The organism is Xanthomonas sp. D-99 (assembly GCF_017746145.1).
In the GTDB taxonomy this organism is placed as follows: domain Bacteria; phylum Pseudomonadota; class Gammaproteobacteria; order Xanthomonadales; family Xanthomonadaceae; genus Xanthomonas; species Xanthomonas cissicola.
The window spans coordinates 105,959-124,048 of sequence record NZ_JAGHWU010000020.1; the positions used below are offsets into that span (position 1 = coordinate 105,959).

General features: G+C 65.3%; 15 protein-coding genes. 11 read left to right on the forward strand and 4 right to left on the reverse strand.

Features of this window, described 5'->3' with window-relative positions:
- Positions 1 to 3: 3 nt before the first annotated feature.
- The 7 genes from J7360_RS09765 to J7360_RS09795 all read left to right on the forward strand — a co-directional run bounded on the left by J7360_RS09765 (position 4) and on the right by J7360_RS09795 (position 5,224).
- Complete coding sequence (locus J7360_RS09765) at positions 4 to 762, forward strand: heme ABC transporter permease (protein ID WP_057659707.1); 759 nt, start codon at positions 4 to 6, stop codon at positions 760 to 762.
- Positions 759 to 965 carry a heme exporter protein CcmD gene (gene ccmD / locus J7360_RS09770; RefSeq protein WP_057659704.1) on the forward strand — a complete coding sequence of 69 codons (207 nt, stop codon included), beginning with the start codon at positions 759 to 761 and terminating at the stop codon, positions 963 to 965. Before J7360_RS09765 ends, ccmD begins: the two co-directional genes overlap by 4 nt.
- On the forward strand, positions 962 to 1,432 hold the full coding sequence (ccmE, locus tag J7360_RS09775; protein WP_007970694.1) for a cytochrome c maturation protein CcmE: 471 nt from the start codon (positions 962 to 964) through the stop codon (positions 1,430 to 1,432). Before ccmD ends, ccmE begins: the two co-directional genes overlap by 4 nt.
- 66 nt (positions 1,433 to 1,498) lie before the next feature.
- On the forward strand, positions 1,499 to 3,487 hold the full coding sequence (locus J7360_RS09780; protein ID WP_209033752.1) for a heme lyase CcmF/NrfE family subunit: 1,989 nt from the start codon (positions 1,499 to 1,501) through the stop codon (positions 3,485 to 3,487).
- Positions 3,484 to 4,026, forward strand: coding sequence for a DsbE family thiol:disulfide interchange protein (locus J7360_RS09785; RefSeq protein WP_017155056.1), 543 nt, complete (start codon positions 3,484 to 3,486; stop codon positions 4,024 to 4,026). Before J7360_RS09780 ends, J7360_RS09785 begins: the two co-directional genes overlap by 4 nt.
- Positions 4,026 to 4,523: a cytochrome c-type biogenesis protein gene (locus J7360_RS09790; protein WP_017159160.1), complete on the forward strand. Its 498-nt coding sequence runs from the start codon at positions 4,026 to 4,028 to the stop codon at positions 4,521 to 4,523. Before J7360_RS09785 ends, J7360_RS09790 begins: the two co-directional genes overlap by 1 nt.
- Positions 4,517 to 5,224 (forward strand): C-type cytochrome biogenesis protein, encoded by a 708-nt coding sequence (locus J7360_RS09795; RefSeq protein ID WP_209033753.1) that lies wholly within the window; start codon positions 4,517 to 4,519, stop codon positions 5,222 to 5,224. Before J7360_RS09790 ends, J7360_RS09795 begins: the two co-directional genes overlap by 7 nt.
- A gap of 357 nt (positions 5,225 to 5,581) precedes the next feature.
- Here the strand turns inward: J7360_RS09795 and J7360_RS09800 are convergent, their stop codons facing one another.
- Both J7360_RS09800 and J7360_RS09805 read right to left on the reverse strand, forming a co-directional pair.
- Positions 5,582 to 7,654 carry a PAS domain-containing protein gene (locus J7360_RS09800; RefSeq protein ID WP_057659695.1) on the reverse strand — a complete coding sequence of 691 codons (2,073 nt, stop codon included), beginning with the start codon at positions 7,652 to 7,654 and terminating at the stop codon, positions 5,582 to 5,584.
- Positions 7,641 to 9,167 (reverse strand): ATPase domain-containing protein, encoded by a 1,527-nt coding sequence (locus J7360_RS09805; RefSeq protein WP_209033755.1) that lies wholly within the window; start codon positions 9,165 to 9,167, stop codon positions 7,641 to 7,643. The genes J7360_RS09800 and J7360_RS09805 overlap by 14 nt, the downstream gene beginning before the upstream one ends.
- A gap of 298 nt (positions 9,168 to 9,465) precedes the next feature.
- Between J7360_RS09805 and J7360_RS09810 the strand changes: the two genes are divergently transcribed.
- Entirely contained in the window at positions 9,466 to 9,810 is a 345-nt protein-coding gene (locus J7360_RS09810; protein ID WP_033481396.1) for a response regulator, read from the forward strand.
- A 107-nt stretch (positions 9,811 to 9,917) separates the two neighbouring features.
- On the opposite strand, the gene J7360_RS09815 is transcribed toward J7360_RS09810, so the two are convergent.
- On the reverse strand, positions 9,918 to 12,773 hold the full coding sequence (locus J7360_RS09815; RefSeq protein WP_057659694.1) for a PAS domain-containing protein: 2,856 nt from the start codon (positions 12,771 to 12,773) through the stop codon (positions 9,918 to 9,920).
- A gap of 464 nt (positions 12,774 to 13,237) precedes the next feature.
- Here J7360_RS09815 and J7360_RS09820 point away from each other — a divergent pair, with 464 nt between their 5' ends.
- The 3 genes from J7360_RS09820 to J7360_RS09830 all read left to right on the forward strand — a co-directional run bounded on the left by J7360_RS09820 (position 13,238) and on the right by J7360_RS09830 (position 17,317).
- A complete protein-coding gene (locus J7360_RS09820; protein ID WP_007964087.1) occupies positions 13,238 to 13,702 on the forward strand; it encodes a MarR family transcriptional regulator in 465 nt (154 codons plus the stop codon).
- A gap of 36 nt (positions 13,703 to 13,738) precedes the next feature.
- Positions 13,739 to 14,929, forward strand: coding sequence for an FAD-dependent monooxygenase (locus tag J7360_RS09825; RefSeq protein ID WP_057659688.1), 1,191 nt, complete (start codon positions 13,739 to 13,741; stop codon positions 14,927 to 14,929).
- A gap of 276 nt (positions 14,930 to 15,205) precedes the next feature.
- Complete coding sequence (locus tag J7360_RS09830; protein WP_209033757.1) at positions 15,206 to 17,317, forward strand: methyl-accepting chemotaxis protein; 2,112 nt, start codon at positions 15,206 to 15,208, stop codon at positions 17,315 to 17,317.
- A gap of 72 nt (positions 17,318 to 17,389) precedes the next feature.
- Here J7360_RS09830 and J7360_RS09835 read toward each other — a convergent pair whose 3' ends face one another.
- Complete coding sequence (locus tag J7360_RS09835; protein ID WP_057659684.1) at positions 17,390 to 17,995, reverse strand: DUF488 domain-containing protein; 606 nt, start codon at positions 17,993 to 17,995, stop codon at positions 17,390 to 17,392.
- Positions 17,996 to 18,090: the final 95 nt, after the last annotated feature.

The following is an 18,090-nucleotide window of genomic DNA, read 5'->3' on the forward strand; positions in this document are numbered from 1 at the left end:
GGCATGGCCAAGTGGATTCCCTTGTGGCTGCATCGACTCAGCTCGCCGCCGACCTTCTATCGTGTCGCCGGCAGCGTGCGCCCGTGGGCGCTGGGGCTGGCCGCGCTGCTCGGCGCGGTCGCAGCCTACGGCGGCCTGGTACTGGCACCGCCGGATTACCAGCAGCACGATGCCTACCGCATCATCTTCATCCACGTGCCCAGTGCCTGGATGAGTCTTTTCATCTACGCGGCAATGGGCGTCTCGGCGTTCATTGCGCTGGTGTGGCGAATCAAGCTGGCCGAGGTGGTCGCCATGGCCTCGGCGCCGATCGGCGCAGCCTTCACCTTCATCACCCTGTGCACCGGGGCACTCTGGGGCAAGCCGATGTGGGGCACCTGGTGGACCTGGGATGCGCGGCTCACCTCCGAGTTGCTGCTGCTGTTTCTGTACCTGGGCGTGCTGGGCCTGTACCACGCCGTGGAAGACCGCCGCCAGGCGATGCGCGCCGCCGGCTTGCTCGCACTGGTGGGCCTGGTGAATCTGCCCATCGTGCATTACTCGGTGGTGTGGTGGAACACGCTGCACCAGGGGTCCACCGTGCGCCTGCTCGGCCCCTCCAAGATGAGCGCAGACATGCTGTGGCCGCTGCTGACCATGATGCTGACCACCAAGTGCTATTACGTTGCGAGCCTGTTCGGCCGCGTGCGAGTGGAATTGCTGGCACTGGAAAGCGGAAAGGACTGGGTCCGCCGCATCGTGTTGACGGAGCGCACCGCATGAGCACCTTTCTGGCGATGGGCGGCTACAGCCAGTACGTGTGGACCGCCTACGCATTGTTCGTGCTGGTACTGCTGGCCGATCTTGCAGCGCCCTGGCTGCGCCGCCGCCGGCTGCCGCGCGAACTGCGCGGCCAGTTGCAGCGGCAGGCACCGCGGCGTGTACGCGATCAACCGGCACCGGCACTGGAGCGCGACGCGCCATGAACGCCACGCGCAAGCGACGTCTGTGGCTGGTGATCGGCGTACTGGCCGCCGCCGCGCTGTCCGTCACGCTCATCGTGTTCGCTTTGCAGCGGAACATGAGCTACCTGTTCACCCCAAGCCAGGTCCGTGCGGGGGAAGCCGCCGGTTACCAGCAATTCCGGCTCGGTGGCATGGTCAAGGCCGGCTCGATCCAGCGTGCCGGCGATTCGCTGAAAGTCAGCTTCACCGTCATCGATAAAAACGCGGCGACCCAGGTGGAATACACCGGCATTCTTCCGGACCTGTTTCGCGACAACCAGTCGGTCATCGCCAACGGGCGCATGCAGGGCGGGCGCTTTGTCGCCAACGAAGTGCTGGCCAAGCACGACGAGACCTACATGCCGAAAGAGCTGAAGGATGCGATGGCGCAGGGCCACCTTGGCAAGCCGATTTCCGCCACCGTCGCACCGCTGACCGCACCGCGTTGATGCGCTTGCGGTCATTGCCACGCACGTCGATGACTTCCTCTTTCCATTTCACCTTGCGATCCGCCCATGACGCCTGAACTCGGCCAGATCGCACTGATCCTGGCACTGCTGTTATCGCTCGCCCAGGGCGTATTGCCCCTGATCGGTGCGTGGCGCGGCAACACCGCGTTGATGGGTATCGCGCGGCCTGCGGCAGTGGGCCAGGCGGTGTTCGTGTGGATGGCGTTCGGCCTGCTCGCCTGGTCGTTGTTGTCGCTGGATTTTTCGGTGGGCTACGTCGCTGCCAACGCCAACATCGCCCTGCCCTGGTACTACCGCGTTGCGGCGGTGTGGGGCGCCCACGAAGGCTCGCTGTTGTTGTGGATCGCCATCCTGTCCACTTGGACGGTGCTGCTGGCCGCCTTCAGCCGGCACCTGCCGCAGCACTTCGCCGCCCGCGTGCTGGCGGTCCTGGGGTTGATCTCGCTGGGCTTTCTGGCCTTCATCCTGCTGACCTCCAATCCGTTCGGGCGGCTCTCGCCGATTCCGCTGGATGGCAACGAACTCAATCCGGTGTTGCAGGACCCGGGCATGACCTTCCACCCGCCAGTGCTGTACACCGGCTATGTCGGGTTTTCGGTGGCATTCGCATTCGCAGTGGCGGCATTGCTCGGCGGCGAACTGGAACAGGCCTGGGTGCGCTGGGCGCGGCCGTGGACCAATGTGGCCTGGGCCTGCCTGACCGCCGGCATCGTCGCCGGCAGCTGGTGGGCCTATGCGGAACTGGGCTGGGGCGGCTGGTGGTTCTGGGACCCGGTGGAAAACGCCAGTTTCATGCCATGGCTGGTCGGCACCGCATTGATCCACTCCCAGGCGGTCACCGAAAAACGCGGCAGCCTGCGTGCATGGACCATCCTGCTGTCGATCCTGGCGTTTTCGCTGTCGTTGCTGGGCACCTTCCTGGTGCGCTCGGGCGTGCTGACCTCGGTGCATGCGTTTGCGGCCGATCCGCGCCGCGGCCTGCACATCCTCGTTTTTCTGGTTGCCGTCGTCGGCGGCTCGTTGCTGTTGTATGCACTGCGCGCGCCCAAGATCGCCAGCGGCAAACCGTTCGCCGCTGCCTCGCGCGAAACCGGCATTCTCGTCGGCAACCTGCTGCTCACCGTGGCCGCGGCCATGGTCTTGCTGGGTACCTTGTTCCCGCTGATCGCCGACGCGTTTGCGCTGGGCAAGGTGTCGGTGGGGCCGCCCTATTTCGGCCTGCTGTTTCCGCTGCTGATGCTGCCGGTGGTGCTGTTGCTGCCGTTCGGCCCGTACCTGCGCTGGGGCAAGGCCGAAGCCGCACCGTTGAAAGCACTTGGCACGCGCGCCGGCATCGCCGCAATTGCGTGTGCCCTGGTCGGCAGTGTGTTTGCCGATGGCCAGGCCAAGGCGATCGCCGGCATGGGCGTGGCCGCATGGGTGGCTGCGGGCACTGCGCTGTACATGGTCAAACGCTGGCGCGACATGCCGCGCGGGCGGCGCTTTCCGGCGGAAATGGCCGGCATGCTGATCGCACATGCGGGCGTGGCGGTGTTCGTTGCCGGCGTGCTGGTCTCCGAAAGCCTGTCGGTGGAACGCGATGTGCGGCTGTCGCCCGGCGAGTCGGCGCAGATCGCCGGCTACAGCTTCCGTTTCGATGGGGTGCAGTTGGTGGATGGGCCAAACTGGAAAGCCGAACAAGGCAGCGTGCAGGTCAGCCGCAGCGGCCAGCTCGTCGCGCAACTGCATCCGCAAAAACGCCTGTACAGCAGCGAGCGGATCCAGACCGAATCGGCGATCGATCCCGGCATCGCCCGCGACCTGTATGTGGCCCTGGGCGAGCCACTGGACGATGAGCACATCGAAGACGACTGGACGCTGCGGCTGTATTACAAACCCTTCATTCGCTGGATCTGGGCCGGCGGCCTGCTGATGATGCTCGGCGGTTTTGTCAGCGCCTGCGCACGCCGCTTTCGTGCGCCGGTGACTGCACACACCGCGGCCGCCTCTTCGGCGCAACCAGCGCTCGTCATCGCACAGGAATCGCACCCGTGAATCGTCTGCTGCCCTTGCTGGGCTTTGTGTTGCTGGCGGCGCTGTTCGGCGTCGGCATCCTGCGGACCATGCAGCACAATCCGCGCGAGGTGCCATCGCCATTGCTCGGCAAACCGGCACCGGCGTTTTCGTTGCCGCGGCTGGATCTGCCCGCGCAACGCGTCAGCCGTGAGCAGTTGCTGGGCAAACCCTACGTGCTGAATGTATTCGGCAGCTGGTGCGCCGAATGCGTGCACGAACATCCGGTGTTGATGGCCCAGGCCAGCCGGCTTGGCGTGCCGCTGATCGGCTACAACTACAAGGACGTGCCCGCCGATGCCACCGCCTGGCTCGCGCGCCTTGGCAACCCGTATGCAGTGGTGATCGCCGATGAAGCCGGCCAGACCGCCATCGACTTTGGCGTCTACGGTGCACCGGAAACGTTCCTGATCGATGCCCAAGGCATGATCCGCTACAAGCACATCGGCGTGCTGACCCCGGATGCCATCGACGACGAGTTGCTGCCGGCCATCGCCGCGCTGCGCAAGGGCACACCGTGATGGCCTCGGCGCTTCAAACACGCGTGTTGCATTGGCGCTGGCATTGGCGCGCGCACGGCCGCCGTGTGCGTTTGTTGCTGGTGTTGTTGCTTGGCATGCTGCTGGCGCCCTCGCTGGCGGCGCAGGCCGTGGACCCGCTGCCGTTCAAGAACCGCAGCGAAGAAGCACGCTTCCAGCGCTTGACCGCGCAACTGCGCTGCCTGGTCTGCCAGAACGAAAACCTGGCCGATTCCAACGCCAGCCTGGCGCGCGATCTGCGGCATCAGGTGTTCGCGCAACTGCAGGCCGGCAAGAGTGATGCGCAGATCAAGCAGTACATGGTCGATCGCTATTCGGATTTCGTGTTGTACGACCCACCGGTCAAACGCGGCACCTGGCTGCTGTGGTTCGGGCCGGCGCTGATGTTGGCTGCAGGTGCCGGCGTGGTCGTCCACACCATGCGTCACCGTGCGCGTGCCGGGACGCCGGTGGCGCCGCAAGGGGAGGAAGAATGGTGATGGCGGGTTTTTATATCGCAAGTGCCGTGCTGGTGGCGCTGGCCTTGCTGCTGTTGCTGGCACCACTGCTGCGCCGCCCCACCGGCAGCGGTGATGCACGCTACCGCTGGGCAATTCTGCTAGGACTGGGCGTGCCGCTGGCCACGGCGGGCTTGTATCGGCTGGTGGGCGCGCCGGAGGCGATCGTGACGCAGGTGTATGCAGCGCAGCCAGCCCACATCGTCCCACTGCCACCGTCTGCGGCTGCGGGGCAGGCGCAATCGGCAAGCAACACTGCCGATGCGCAGGCGCAGGCGCTGGATCGCTTCATGCAGCAAGCCAAGACATTCGAGCAGAACGACCGACCCGCCGAAGCGCGCGAGGCGTATGCACAAGCGCTCAAGATCGCTCCCGATATCAGCGCCGCCATTGTGGGCTGGGTGGCGGCGGACATGGCCACGCGCGACGATTTCGCCATCGACGCCGCATCGCGCACACGCTTGCAGCAGGTGATCGCACGCGAGCCGGACAACCAGCGTGGGCTCTGGTTGCTGGGCATCAGCGATTTTCAACAGCAGGACTTCGCCGCAGCCACTGCGCACTGGCGGCATCTGCACGGTTTGCTGGAAACCGGATCGCCCATGCAGAAGGCGGTGGCAGACAAGATCGCGGTGGCCGAATCGATGGCCAGCGCGCGGCAGTCCGCGCGTGGCACGCGCTGAGCAACGCCCCCTGCGTGCTGCGGTCTGATTGCGATGGCCGCAACGCAGTGCAATTGCACAGCGCGTGCAGCATGCCAAGCAGCCGGGTCACGCGATAGACGCGGCACCTGGCGCAAACACTCCGCCTCAGCGCATCGCACAATCAAGCGCGACGCATCGTGCCGTGCAGTGGCGGCAAATCGCCGTCATCGCATTGCAGTCTCTCGCGCAACCTTGCCAGCTGGAGTGCAGCCACCGAAAGACCGCGCAATCGCGAGACAAACAGCGCGTGACCCGAGAGCGAAAGCGACCACTCGTACACGTCGCTCCCATGCAGCATCCACGTTCAACTGGTTTGCCACATCGCGCCAGCCGTGCTCAGACCGAAGGCCCCAGCACATCGTGCAGCTTTCCGCTGAACTCGCCCAGCGTGAATGGCTTGGCGATCATGCTCATGCCTTCGCCGAGAAATTCGCCACGGTCGCGCGCCGTTTCCGCGTAGCCGGTCATGAAGATCACCGGCAGATCGCGCCGCGACTGCCGCGCGATCTCGGCCAATTGGCGTCCGTTGAGTCCCGGCAGGCCGACGTCGGTGACCAACAGGTCGATCCGGCGTGGCGAGGCAAGAATCGGCAGCGCCGCGTCCGCGTCCGCCACCACGTCGGCCTGGTAACCCAGCTCACTGAGCAGCTCGGTGACCAGCAGCCGCACCTGCTCGTCGTCTTCCACCACCAGCACCTGCTGGCCCTGCCCTGCCAGCACCGCATCGCTCTGCGTCTGCGGCACTGCGGTTTGCGCCGCAACCCCGGCGGGCAGATACAGGCTGACCGTGGTGCCCGTGCCCGGCTGCGACTCCACCCACACCTGGCCGTTGGACTGCTGCATGAAGCCGTAGATCATCGACATGCCCAGGCCGGTGCCCTGGCCGATCGGCTTGGTGGTGTAGAACGGCTCGAACACGCGTTCAAGCACGTCGGCGGGCATGCCGGTCCCGGTGTCTGCGACCGACACCACCACGTAACTCCCCGGCGCTAACGCGATGCCACGGCCGAGTTCCAGCGGCTGATCTTCCACCTGCAGCTGCCGCGTTGCGATACGCAGCTGCCCACCGTCGGGCATGGCATCGCGCGCGTTGATGGCCAGATTGATCAGGGCGCTTTCCAGCTGATTTTCGTCAACGTATGTCTGCGGCAGTTCCGCACACAGATCGATTTCCAGACGCACCGATTCGCCCAGCGTGCGCGCCAGCAACTCCTGCAACGACGCCACCAGATCGTTCAACTGCAGATCCCGCGCCTGTAGCGACTGACGCCGCGAGAATGCCAGCACGCGCTGGGTGAGCGCAGCTGCGCGCAGTGCCGAGGCGGAGGCCACATCCAGAAAGCGACCCAACCCTTCGGTGCGCCCCTGGTCGATGCGCAGCCGCGCCAGATCCAGCGCAGACAAGATGCCGGTGAGCATGTTGTTGAAATCGTGTGCAATGCCCCCGGTAAGCTGGCCTACCGCTTCCATCTTCTGCGCCTGGCGCAATGCCGCTTCGCTGGATTCGCGCGCCAGCATCTGCTGTTGCAACTCGGCGGTCCGTTCGGCCACCTTCATTTCCAGCAGGTTGGCCTGTTGCTGGATCGATTCCAGCGCCAGCGCACGCGTGGTCACATCGGTGGCGAACACATGGAACCCATCCACCTTGCCGTCTGCGTCCAGGCGCGGCATGTAGCGAATTTCCGCATCGCGGCGCCGGCCATCGGCATGCGGCCAGCTGGTTTCGATGGTCAACGTCTGCCCGGCCAACGCGGCCTCGATCCAGGCGCGGCGCTCTTCGACCACCGCAGGCCCCACCACATCCGCCAGCGGCCGCCCGATCACGTTGGCAGGCGGCACACCAATCCAGTCTTCGTAAGAACGATTGGCAAAGCGGTACACCAGGTTCTTGTCGATGAAAGCGATCAGCACCGGCAGCGCATCGGTCACCCGGCGCAGTTCGGCCTCGCTCTGCGCCAGCGCGGCGCGGCTTTCGGCCAACTGCGCCAGCTGGTCGCGGATGACGAACTGCTTCTGCCGTGCGCGCAAGGCGGTGGAGATGGCGCTCAGCAACGAGGCCGAGCTCAGCGGCCGCTCCAACTCGATGACGTTGGTCATCTCCGCTGGCAGGCGCACCTGCCGGCGGTTGTGCGCACCACGCGGCGTGCGCAACAACACGAACGGAATGTCCGACCAGGCCTGCTGGCCTTGCAGGATGTGCGACAGCGCATGCAGGTCGCCACGGATCGCTTCTTCGGTCAGCACCACCACGCCGGAGCCATCGTGCAGGTCGCCTGCCAGCGCGTCCAGCGTGGTATAGACCCGGCGCGCTAGCCCCCGTTCGCCAACGATGCCGGCAATGCTCTGCGCATCGCGGCCGAATGGCGCGATGATATGAACGATGGAGCCGTCCGCGTCACAGATAGTCAAGGGGACGATCCAGCAACGGGCCGTCGTCTCCGACAAACTGCGGCGTACCGGTCAGCACGCCGTAGAACTTCTCCAGCGGCTCGCTCAGCTGCAGACCGCTGCTGCCGATGCGCAGCTCGCGAATCGCATCTTCGTGTGCGCCGCTGCGATTCTTGAGCACCGACAACGCCTTGCGAATGCGTCCTTTCGCCTCGAAAAAGCGCAGCAGGATGACGGTGTCGGCCATGTAGGAGACATTGAGGGTGCTACTGGTCGCCATGCTGCCGACCAGCCCCTGCTGCGGGTTGATCAGGAACGTGGTCACCCCGCTCTGGTTGAGATACGACAACAGCTCGTGCATCTGCAACATCAGCTGCTTTTCCTGCGGCATCGACGCCAGATACCCGTTGAGACTGTCGATCACCAGAATGCGGCACGCGCGCTGCTCCACGCTGCCGCGCACCGTCCAGGCAAATTCGCCCGGCGTGACTTCGGCCGGATCCATCTGGTGCAACTCCAGCAGACCTGCATCCATATATTTGCGCAGATCCATGCCCAGGCCCTCGGCGCGCTTCAACAAGGTGCCGGTGCGCTCGTCGAACTCCAGCACGCAGCAATGCTCGCCGCGCTCGCACGCGGCAACCACGAACTGCAGAGCCAGGTTGGTCTTGCCCGAGCCGGCTGGCCCGGTCACCAGCGTGCTGGTGCCGCGCAACGGGCCGCCATGCAGCAATGCATCGATGCGCTCCACTCCGCTGCCTACCGGCTCGCCGACAAATGGCACGTGGTGGTCGGAGGCGATCAAACGTGGATAGACACGCAGGCCGCCGGTGACGATGGCCAGATCGTGATAGCCAGCGATGAAATCCACACCACGCAATTTCTGCACCTGCAACCGGCGCCGCGCCGCGCCGAACTCCAGCGTCATGCGCTCCAGCGAAATCACCCCGTGGCACAGGCTGTGCAAATGCGCATCCCGCTCGCCATGCTCGCCATGCTCGCCGGTGAGATCGTCCACCAGAAACACCGTGATGTTGCGCGGCGCGAAATATTGCTTGAGCGCCAGCACCTGGCGCCGATAGCGCAGCGAATCCTGCGCCAGCAGGCGCAACTCGGACAACGAATCGAACACCACCCGCGTCGGCTTCACCCGGTCCACTTCGGCCTGGATGAGCTTGATGGTGCCATCCAGCTCCATCTCCCACGGATGCAGGATGGATTGCTGCCGCCCTTCGCCGAGGAAGGCCTCTGCAGAGGCGAGCTCAAAAATATGCAGGGACTCCAACGACCAATGGTGCGAGGCAGCGACTTCACTGAGCTCTTCGATGGTTTCCGACAAGGTCACATACAGGCAGCTCTCGCCCTTGGCCGCACCATCCAGCAGGAACTGCAGTGCAAGCGTCGTTTTGCCGGCACCCGGCTGGCCCTCAAGCAGGTACAAGCGGTTGGCGGGCAGCCCGCCACGCAAGATGGTGTCGAGCCCGGTGCTGCCAGTGGTGATGCGGTTTGCGATCATCGGCGTCACGTTCTTCATAGAGCTGAATTTAACACGCGCGCGTTATTCGCCGGTGGGCGCGACTGAACTGATCAGCTTGCTTTGCTTGACGTGATTCACGGCATCGCTGCTGCAGGTATCGCAAATCACTGGAATTGCGGTGTTTTTCGATCACCTGCCGGCGTGGCGCATGACATTGGCAGCAGCGGTGAACGCATCGTCGTGCAACATCCCACGCCACCGTCACGCAGGCGCGCCTAACGTGCATCTCGAAGCATCGCAGCATTGCGATCGCTCGAGGACCGCAGTGGCTCACGCATTACCCAACGCACGCATCCTGTTGGTCGAAGACGACGACGCAATCCGCGAAATGGCTGCAGACATTCTTGGCGACGAGGGCTACCACGTGGTGGCGTCTGCCGACGCCGAACACGCGCTGACGCAGCTCACCAGGGCATGTCCATTCGATCTGCTGCTATCGGACATCTGCCTGCCTGGCATGAACGGGCGCGACCTTGCCGATCAAGCGCGCATGCTCTACCCCGCGCTGCCCATCGTCTTCATGACCGGCTACGCGGGCGAAATCGCCAAACGTGCCGACTTTCTGGATACCGGCATGCGCCTTTTGACCAAGCCATTTTCCTTGCGCGAACTGCTGGGCACCGTACAGACCGCGCTCTAAGCAGACGCAACCACGTCTGCACCCCGCATCTGTCCAGCGGCTTGCACGGCACATGCATGTCTCAAGCGATGAATGTCGGTGCAGCCAGCCACTCGCACCCGCAACGCTTAGTGGGCGCGACGCTCCAGCAACTGCGCCACCCGCCGCTCCAGCTCGATGGCCTGGAATGGCTTGGTCAACACCTCCATGCCATCGTCGAGCTGCCCCGCGCCCACCGCGGCGCTGGCCGCATAGCCGGTGACGAACAGCACCGGCAATGCAGGACGCGATTGCCGCCCGGCATCGGCAACCTGACGCCCATTGAGGCCGCCGGTCAGGCCGACGTCGGTCACCAGCACATCGATGTGCTCTTGCGAGCGCAAGCGCTCCACCGCCGCACTGCCCTCGGCAGTTTCGATCACGCGGTAGCCTGCTTCGGTGAGTACTTCTGAGATCAAGACGCGAATCGCGGTTTCGTCCTCCACCAACAACACGGTGCGACTGTGCGCAGCGTTGCGCTGCAGCGGCGCATCGGCAGGTGCCACCTCGTCTTGCGCCAGCACGCCGGTGAAACGCGGTAGGTACAAGGCCATGGTGGTGCCTACGCCCACTTCCGAATCGATGCGCACATGCCCGCCGGATTGACGGGTGAACCCATAGATCATCGACAGGCCCAACCCGGTGCCCTGGCCGATGGGCTTGGTGGTGAAAAACGGTTCGAACACCCTGGCCATGACCTCGGCCGTCATGCCGGTCCCGGTGTCCTGCACGCTCAGGCACACGTAATCGCCAGGCGGCAGCTCCAGCTGCTGCGCGGCAGCGGCATCCAGCGCGCGGTTGTGCAGACTGATGGTGAGCTGCCCACCATCGGGCATGGCGTCGCGCGCGTTGATACACAGATTGAGCAGCGCATTTTCCAGCTGCGGCGCGTCCACCAGCACCTGCCATGCTTGGTCCGCCGGACGCAGCTGCAGCGCGATCGACGGCCCCAGCGTGCGCGCAATGATGTCGTGCATGCCACGCACCAGCGCTTCCACATCCAGCGCGGTGGGCGCCAACGTCTGCCGGCGCGAAAACGCCAGCAGCCGCTGGGTCAGTGCGGTGGCTCGCGCCGCGCTGGACTGTGCCATCTCCACATAGCGCTCCAGCCGGTCGTATTTGCCCTGTTCGATGCGCGTCTGCAGCAGTTCCAGGCCGACACTGATGGCGGTGAGCAGATTGTTGAAGTCGTGCGCCAGCCCGCCGGTCAGCTGCCCCACCGCCTCCATCTTCTGGCTTTGACGCAGCTTCTCTTCGGCAAGCAACAACGCCGCGCTGCGTTCGCGCACGCGCTCTTCCAGCGTCTCGGTGAGTTGACGCAGCTGCTCTTCGGCCACGCGTTTGTCGGTGATGTCGGCAGAGGTGCCGAACCATTCGGCGATCTGCTCGCGCTCATCGAGCAACGGAATCGCGCGCATCAAGGTCCAACCCACATGCCCATCTGCACCGAGCACCCGGTATTCCACATCCACACCAGACTTGGTGGCAGTCGCCTGCGCAAGCGCTTGCGCCAACCGCGCACGGTCGTCCGGGTGCACCATCGCCTGCCAGTCGGGCGTGGCCGACACCGCATCGCTCAGCGCACCATCGCCCACCAGTTGGCGCAATTGGCGCCAGCAGACACTTGCGGAAAAAATCGATTGCGACGACGCGCGCACCAGTGCGTCCAGGCGCCGCTCGCTCTTTTGCAGGGCCTCGCTGGCCAGCCGCTCGGCGGTGCGGTCGCGCAGCACCTTGACGAACCCGATCGCCTCGCCGGTCTCTTCGCGCAACACCATCAGCGAGCCATTGGCCCAGAACCGCTCCCCGGATTTGCGCACGTGCCAGCGCTCGTCCATGCCGCTGCCGCTTTCCAGCGCGGCAGCGGCCTCGATCAGCATCTGCCGCTGCTCGACGTCTTCCGGAGTAAAGGTGCGCTGCAGCGTTTGCCCGAGCATCTCGGCCTCGCTCCAGCCCAGAATGCGCCGGGCACCTTCGTTCCACGACGTCACCCGCCCGTGCATATCGGTGGCGATGATGGCGTAGTCCATCACGCTGTCCAGGATCTGCCGGTTGCGCACTTCGGCCTCGCGCACCGCGCGTTCCAGGCTGATGCGGTCGGTGATGTCCAGACCCTGCACGAAGATGCCGGAGATGGTGCCATCGGCGCCTGCGATCGGCTGATAGACCAGATCCAGCAAGCGTCGCTCGGCGGGACCACCCGGTACCGCTTGCACGATGTACGGCAGCGCATTGGCCGAAAACGCGCGCCCGGACTGGTACACCTCGTCCAGGCGACGCACATGCCCCTGCTCCACCGCATCCGGCAGCGCCTCGGCCAACGGCCGCCCGATCACGTCGCGGTGGCCGATCAGACGCGAATAACACGGGTTGGCGAACTCCACCCGATGCTGCGGCCCGCTCAGGAACGCCATGAACATCGGCGCCTGCTCGAACAGGCGGATCAGGCGCTCGTGTTCGTCGGCCAGCCGCGCCTGCGCCAGCTTGCGCGCGGTGACTTCGTTGGTGACACAGAACGCGCCGCCCACCCGGCCATCGTCCAGGTAGATCGGCGAGAACGAGAACGTCCACCAGGTCTGCTCCGGCACGCCGTAACGGTTCATGCCGATGGGCACTTCCTCAAAGCGCGACGCCTGCCCAACGAATGCCGCCTCGATCGGCTCGCGCACCGCCTCCCAGGCATCGGCCCACAGCACGCGCAGCGGCGCGCCCAGCGCCTGCGCCTGGCGCGGCCCCAGGATCGGCGTGTAGGCGTCGTTGTAGAAAAAGGTCAGCGCATCGCCCCACACCACATACATGCTTTCGGGCGACCCCAGCATCAGATCGACCGCGTTGCGCAACGGCGATGGCCACTGTGCGGTAGGTCCCAGCGGGCTCGCCGCCCAGTCGTGGTTGCGCACCGCCTGCGCCATGACGCTGTTGCCGTGCGGAAATCCCGCGTTCATAGATGGCGCACCCGCAGTGCATCCACACGTAGGTCGCCGCTCCAGCACGCGCCGCGCACGACTGAGGCGTCGCCTGCCGTGAGCTTATCCATCACCCATCCGTACATCATGTCCAACCGTTGAGAAGACCAGGTCGCCGCAGGCGCATGACTCGTCGGCAAGACCAAGCGGCGCGCGGTCGCCCATCATCTGGCCTATGGCAGGTGGCGTCCAGCCACACCCGTCCGAGGCGACTGAACCAGGCAGCTTCCACACCTGCGTTTGCGGCTGCACGCCACGGCCGGTACGGCCATTGGCCTGCGCGCATGGAGCCGTGCCGTCTTCGGCAGCACAGCAGCGCGATATCGCCTTGACAGCCAAGCCGCCAGGCTTGCGCGCGTTGCCACGCGGGGCTGACCGCCATGCCGCACTGCAGGAGACGTAACATTGCCCGATGGCCCCCAGAGCAACGCACGGTCGTCCAAATGCTTGATCAGAATGAACTCATCCATCCGCAGGCTGCGGTCGCGCCAGGCTACCTGGCCAACCATGCGGCGCGGGTCTTCAACCGTCTGGTCGACGCCCGACTGCGGCCGCATGGCGTGTCGCTGGCGCTGATCGGCCCGATCATGCTGCTGTCCTGGAAAGGCCCGATGCTGCAACGCGACCTGGTCATCGCCTCGGCCGTGAAGCAGCCGGCCATGGTGGCGCTGCTGGACAAGCTGGAGGGACTGAAGCTCATCAAGCGCACCCCGACCCCGCAGGATCGCCGCGCCGCGCTGGTGGCGCTCACCGCCCGCGGGCGCAAGATTGCCGAACTCGGTGGCCAAGCACTGCTGGGTATGAACGCAGTGGCGCTGGAAGGCTTTTCCACCGACGAGGTGCAGCAGACCGTCGCGTTGATGCACCGGCTGATCGCGAACATGGAGCGTCACGGGCAAGACGTGTAATATCACGCCTGATATTTCCTGCCCAGGGTGACTGCAATGCCGCGTCGCATCCTCATCACCGGCGCCAGCATCGCCGGCAACACTGCCGCCTGGACACTCGCCCATCGCGGCTTCGATGTCACCGTGGCGGAGCGCGCCACCCGGTTTCGCGATGGCGGCCAGAACATCGATGTACGTGGTGTCGGCCGTGAGGTGCTGCAACGCATGGGCCTGGAGCGGGCCGCGCTGGCCCAGGGAACCGGCGAAGAAGGCACCGCCTGGATCGACGCGCACGGCCAGGCCGTCGCCACCTTCAAGACCGAAGACGTCAGTGGCGATGGCCCTACCGCCGAACTGGAGCTCTTGCGCGGCGATCTGGCCCGCCTGCTCTACGATGCCGCGCGCAGCCATGTGACATATCGCTTCGGCGACCGCATCGCCAGCATCGAAGACGCTGCCGGCAGCGATGCCGCAACCGTCACCTTCGAAAGCGGATGCAGCGAACGCTTCGACGCAGTGATCGTCGCCGAAGGCGTGGGCTCTTCGACGCGCGAACAGGTCTTCCCCGGGGAAAACGATCCGCGCTGGATGGATCTGACCATCGCCTATTTCACCATCCCGCGCAGCGCCGACGACGACCGGCTGTGGCGCTGGTACCACACCACCGGCGGGCGCAGCATCTCGTTGCGACCCGACCGGCACGGCACCACGCGCGCCATGCTCTCGCTGCAGAAACCGCCCGAGGGCGAACAGGACTGGAGCGTCGACGCCCAGAAGGCCTACCTGCACGAGCGCTTTGCCGACGCCGGGTGGCAGGCGGCGCGCGTGCTCGCTGGCATGCACGGCACCGACGATTTCTACTTCGATGCCCTACGCCAGGTGCGCATGCAGCGCTGGCACAGCGGCCGCACCGTGCTCACCGGCGATGCGGCCTGGTGCGCGACGCCACTGGCCGGGATCGGCGCCACCCTGGCAGTGACCGGCGCGTATGTGCTGGCCAACGAAATCGCCCAGGCCGACACACTGGACGCGGCCTTCGCGGCCTACGCCACCGCCATGCGCCCGATGGTCGAGCAGGCCCAGGGCGTGCCGAAGATCGGCCCACGCCTGATGAACCCGCATAGCCGGCTCGGCATCCATCTGCTGCATGGCGCGCTCAAACTCGCCAGCCAGCCAAGCGTGCAGAACCTCGCTGCAAAGTGGATGACGCCAGCGATCAAGGCGCCGGATCTCTCGCGTTATCCCTAAAAGCGCCGTTGACAGGCGCCGGTGCGCCGCGCGCGGCAGCGCCGCCCCCGCGAGCGAGGAGATCGCTCGGCACCCAGTGGACAGCCCCACCAGCACCTGAACCGGCCGACGCTACGGCTTCAGTTCCAACGCTAGAGGTCGCTAATGAATACGTCGAGACACCACTGGAGCGGCGGCCGTTGCGCTGGCTCCTGCGGTGTCGCGTGCGCATTCGTCTCCCTGCAGTTGCCGGGACTCCCCCGCTCTTCCGCCAGTCGGAACACCGATCGAACCCCTATGCATTTCTTCCCGCATCTGCGCATTGGACAGCGCCTGGCCCTGGGCTTTCTCGCGATCATCGTCTTGATGGTGATCCTGACCGTGGTCGGCATCCAACGCGTTCGCAGCATCGACCAGCAGCTCACTGCCATCAATGAAGTCAACAGCGTCAAGCAGCGCTACGCGATCAACTTCCGCGGCAGTGTCCACGACCGCGCCATCGCTTTGCGCGATGTCGTGCTCATGGACGACCCTGCGAACCGCCACGCCGCCGAGCAATCGATCGACAAGCTCGCTGCCGATTACGCACGCTCTGCGCAACCGCTCGACGACATGATCGCCAGCTCGACCGATGCGAAAGAGAAAGACATTCTCCGGCAGATCAAGGCCATCGAGCAGCGCACCCTGCCGCTGATCGCGCAAGTGCGCGCGTTCCGCGATGCGGCCGACAAGGCGCAGGCACAACAGCACCTGCTGCAGCAAGCGCGACCGGCCTTCATTGCCTGGCTGGCCAGCATCAACGCCTTCATCGATCTGCAGGAAGCCAAGAACCGCCAAGCCGCCAGGCAGGCCGTTGCCACCGCGCGCGGCTTTGCGATGCTGATGGTGATGTCCACCGTGGTCGCCCTTCTGCTGGGCGCTGCCATCGCGTTTTTGCTCACACGCAGTGTGGTGCTGCCGCTACGCCAGTCGCTGCGCCTGGCCCAGCGCATCAACGACGGCGACCTGCGCAGCCAGGACGCAGCGACCGGCAACGACGAATCCGGGCAACTGCTGCGCGCCATGCAGCAGATGCAGCGGCGCCTGCAGGAAGTGATCTCCGCGCAACGCAGCATGGCTGCGCGCCACGATGCCGGCGAAATCAGCTACCGCACCGACGCACGGCGTTTCCCCGGCGAATATGGCGACATGGTGCAAGACACCAATGCACTGGTGCACGCCCACGTGCAGACCCAGTTGCGCATGACCGAAGTCATGGGCAGCTACGCGGTTGGCGATCTCACCCAGGACATCGAGCAGTATCCCGGCGAAAAATCGGCCATCACCGCCACCATGCAGCAGGTCAAGCGCAACCTGCAGGCCATTAACGCGCAGATCCAGGAACTGACCCAGGCCGCCTGCGAAGGCGACTTCGCGCTACGCGGCAAGCCAGAAAGATTCGAGCACGACTTTCGCCTGATGGTGGAAAACCTCAACACCATGATGGCCACCTCCGATACCAACCTGGCCAGCTTCTCCGCGCTGCTGCGCGCGATCGCCGATGGCGACCTGACCGTGCGCATGTCCGGCAATTTCCACGGCGTGTTCGCCTCCATGCGAGACGACGCCAACAGCACCGTGCACCGCCTCACCGACATCGTCACCCGCATCCAGACAACATCCAACAGCATCGGCTTCGCCGCAGAAGATATCGCCAGCGGCAATCAGGAGCTGGCGCAGCGCAGCGAACAACAAGCCGCCAGCCTCGAAGAAACCGCCGCCTCGATGGAAGAGCTGACCTCCACCGTCAAGCAGAATGCAGAGCACGCCGCCCGCGCCAACCGGCTCGCACGCGGCGCCGCCGCGATCGCCACGGAAGGCCGCGACGTGGTCGGCCAGGTCATCGAACAGATGTCCGGCATCGAAGCCGCTTCCAGGCGCATCGCCGACATCATTTCGGTCATCGACGGCATCGCCTTCCAGACCAATATCCTGGCCCTCAACGCCGCGGTGGAGGCCGCACGCGCCGGCGAACAAGGCCGCGGCTTCGCCGTCGTCGCATCGGAAGTGCGAACGCTCTCGCACCGCTCCTCGGATGCAGCAAAAGAAATCAAACGGCTCATCGACGACTCCGTACAACGCGTCGCCGACGGCTCCACACTCGTGCACAAGGCAGGCACCACCATGGGCGAAGTCGTCACCAGCGTCCAGCACGTCACCGACATCATGGCCCACATCTCCGCGGCCTCGCAGGAACAAGCCGGCGGTATCGAACAGGTCAATCACACCATCGCGCAGATGGACGAGAGCACCCAACACAACGTGCGCCTGGTCGAAGCCGCCAGCACCGCCGCGCACGCGTTGGAACAGCATTCCACGCAACTCACCCGCGCAGTGGAAGTCTTCAAGGTCCATGCAACGGTGCTGTGAGCCCGCGCGATAGCGTTCGACGCACAAGCAACGGTCGCGGCGATCGTCTGGGCGTGGAGTTACCGCAGGCGCCTATTCGGCGGAAAACAGACCAACCTGCCGCGGCGGATAGATCAGATCGCGCCCAACCGGGCGCGCATCGGCATTCAACTGATGCGGCTGCACCGCGGTCTCGCCAAGAATGTGCAGCACCTGCCACCGGCGGTGCAGCAACAGATCGGCAATCAAGCGGCGATGGCACTGCCACCAGAGCGCTTCGGCGCACATCAGGGCCGTACGCCGCTCCCGTGCCATGGCCGTCGCCTGCTCCAGCCCGGCGCCGAAGTCGGTGCTGGTCATATGGTCGGCATAGCCCTGAAACGCCGCGTTGCGCCACGCGCCATTAGGCGACCCGGGCTGCGCCTTGCGACGTCCACCCAGCGCGGGCAGCCACAGATAGCGCACCGACGCCGCGTCCAATGCCTGCGCCATCGTGTCGCCGGCAAACCAAGGGTAGCGGCGCGAGCCCGGAAAGCGCCGCACATCCACCAATGCCTCAATCCGATGCGCGCCCAACCGCGCAACGAACGCTTCCCAGGTCCTGGTGGAATGACCGATCGTCCAGAGCATCCCGGCCGCATCGCCAGCGGCCTGCAGCGCAGGTGCGTCGGTGTTGATCAAGGGAGAGGTGTCATGCATCGCAGCAATAGCTAAGCGGAGTGGCAATACAGCACTATCACTGCCGGCGCCCACAGCAAGTGATGGACAGGGGCTTATGCCCACACGCGGATCTG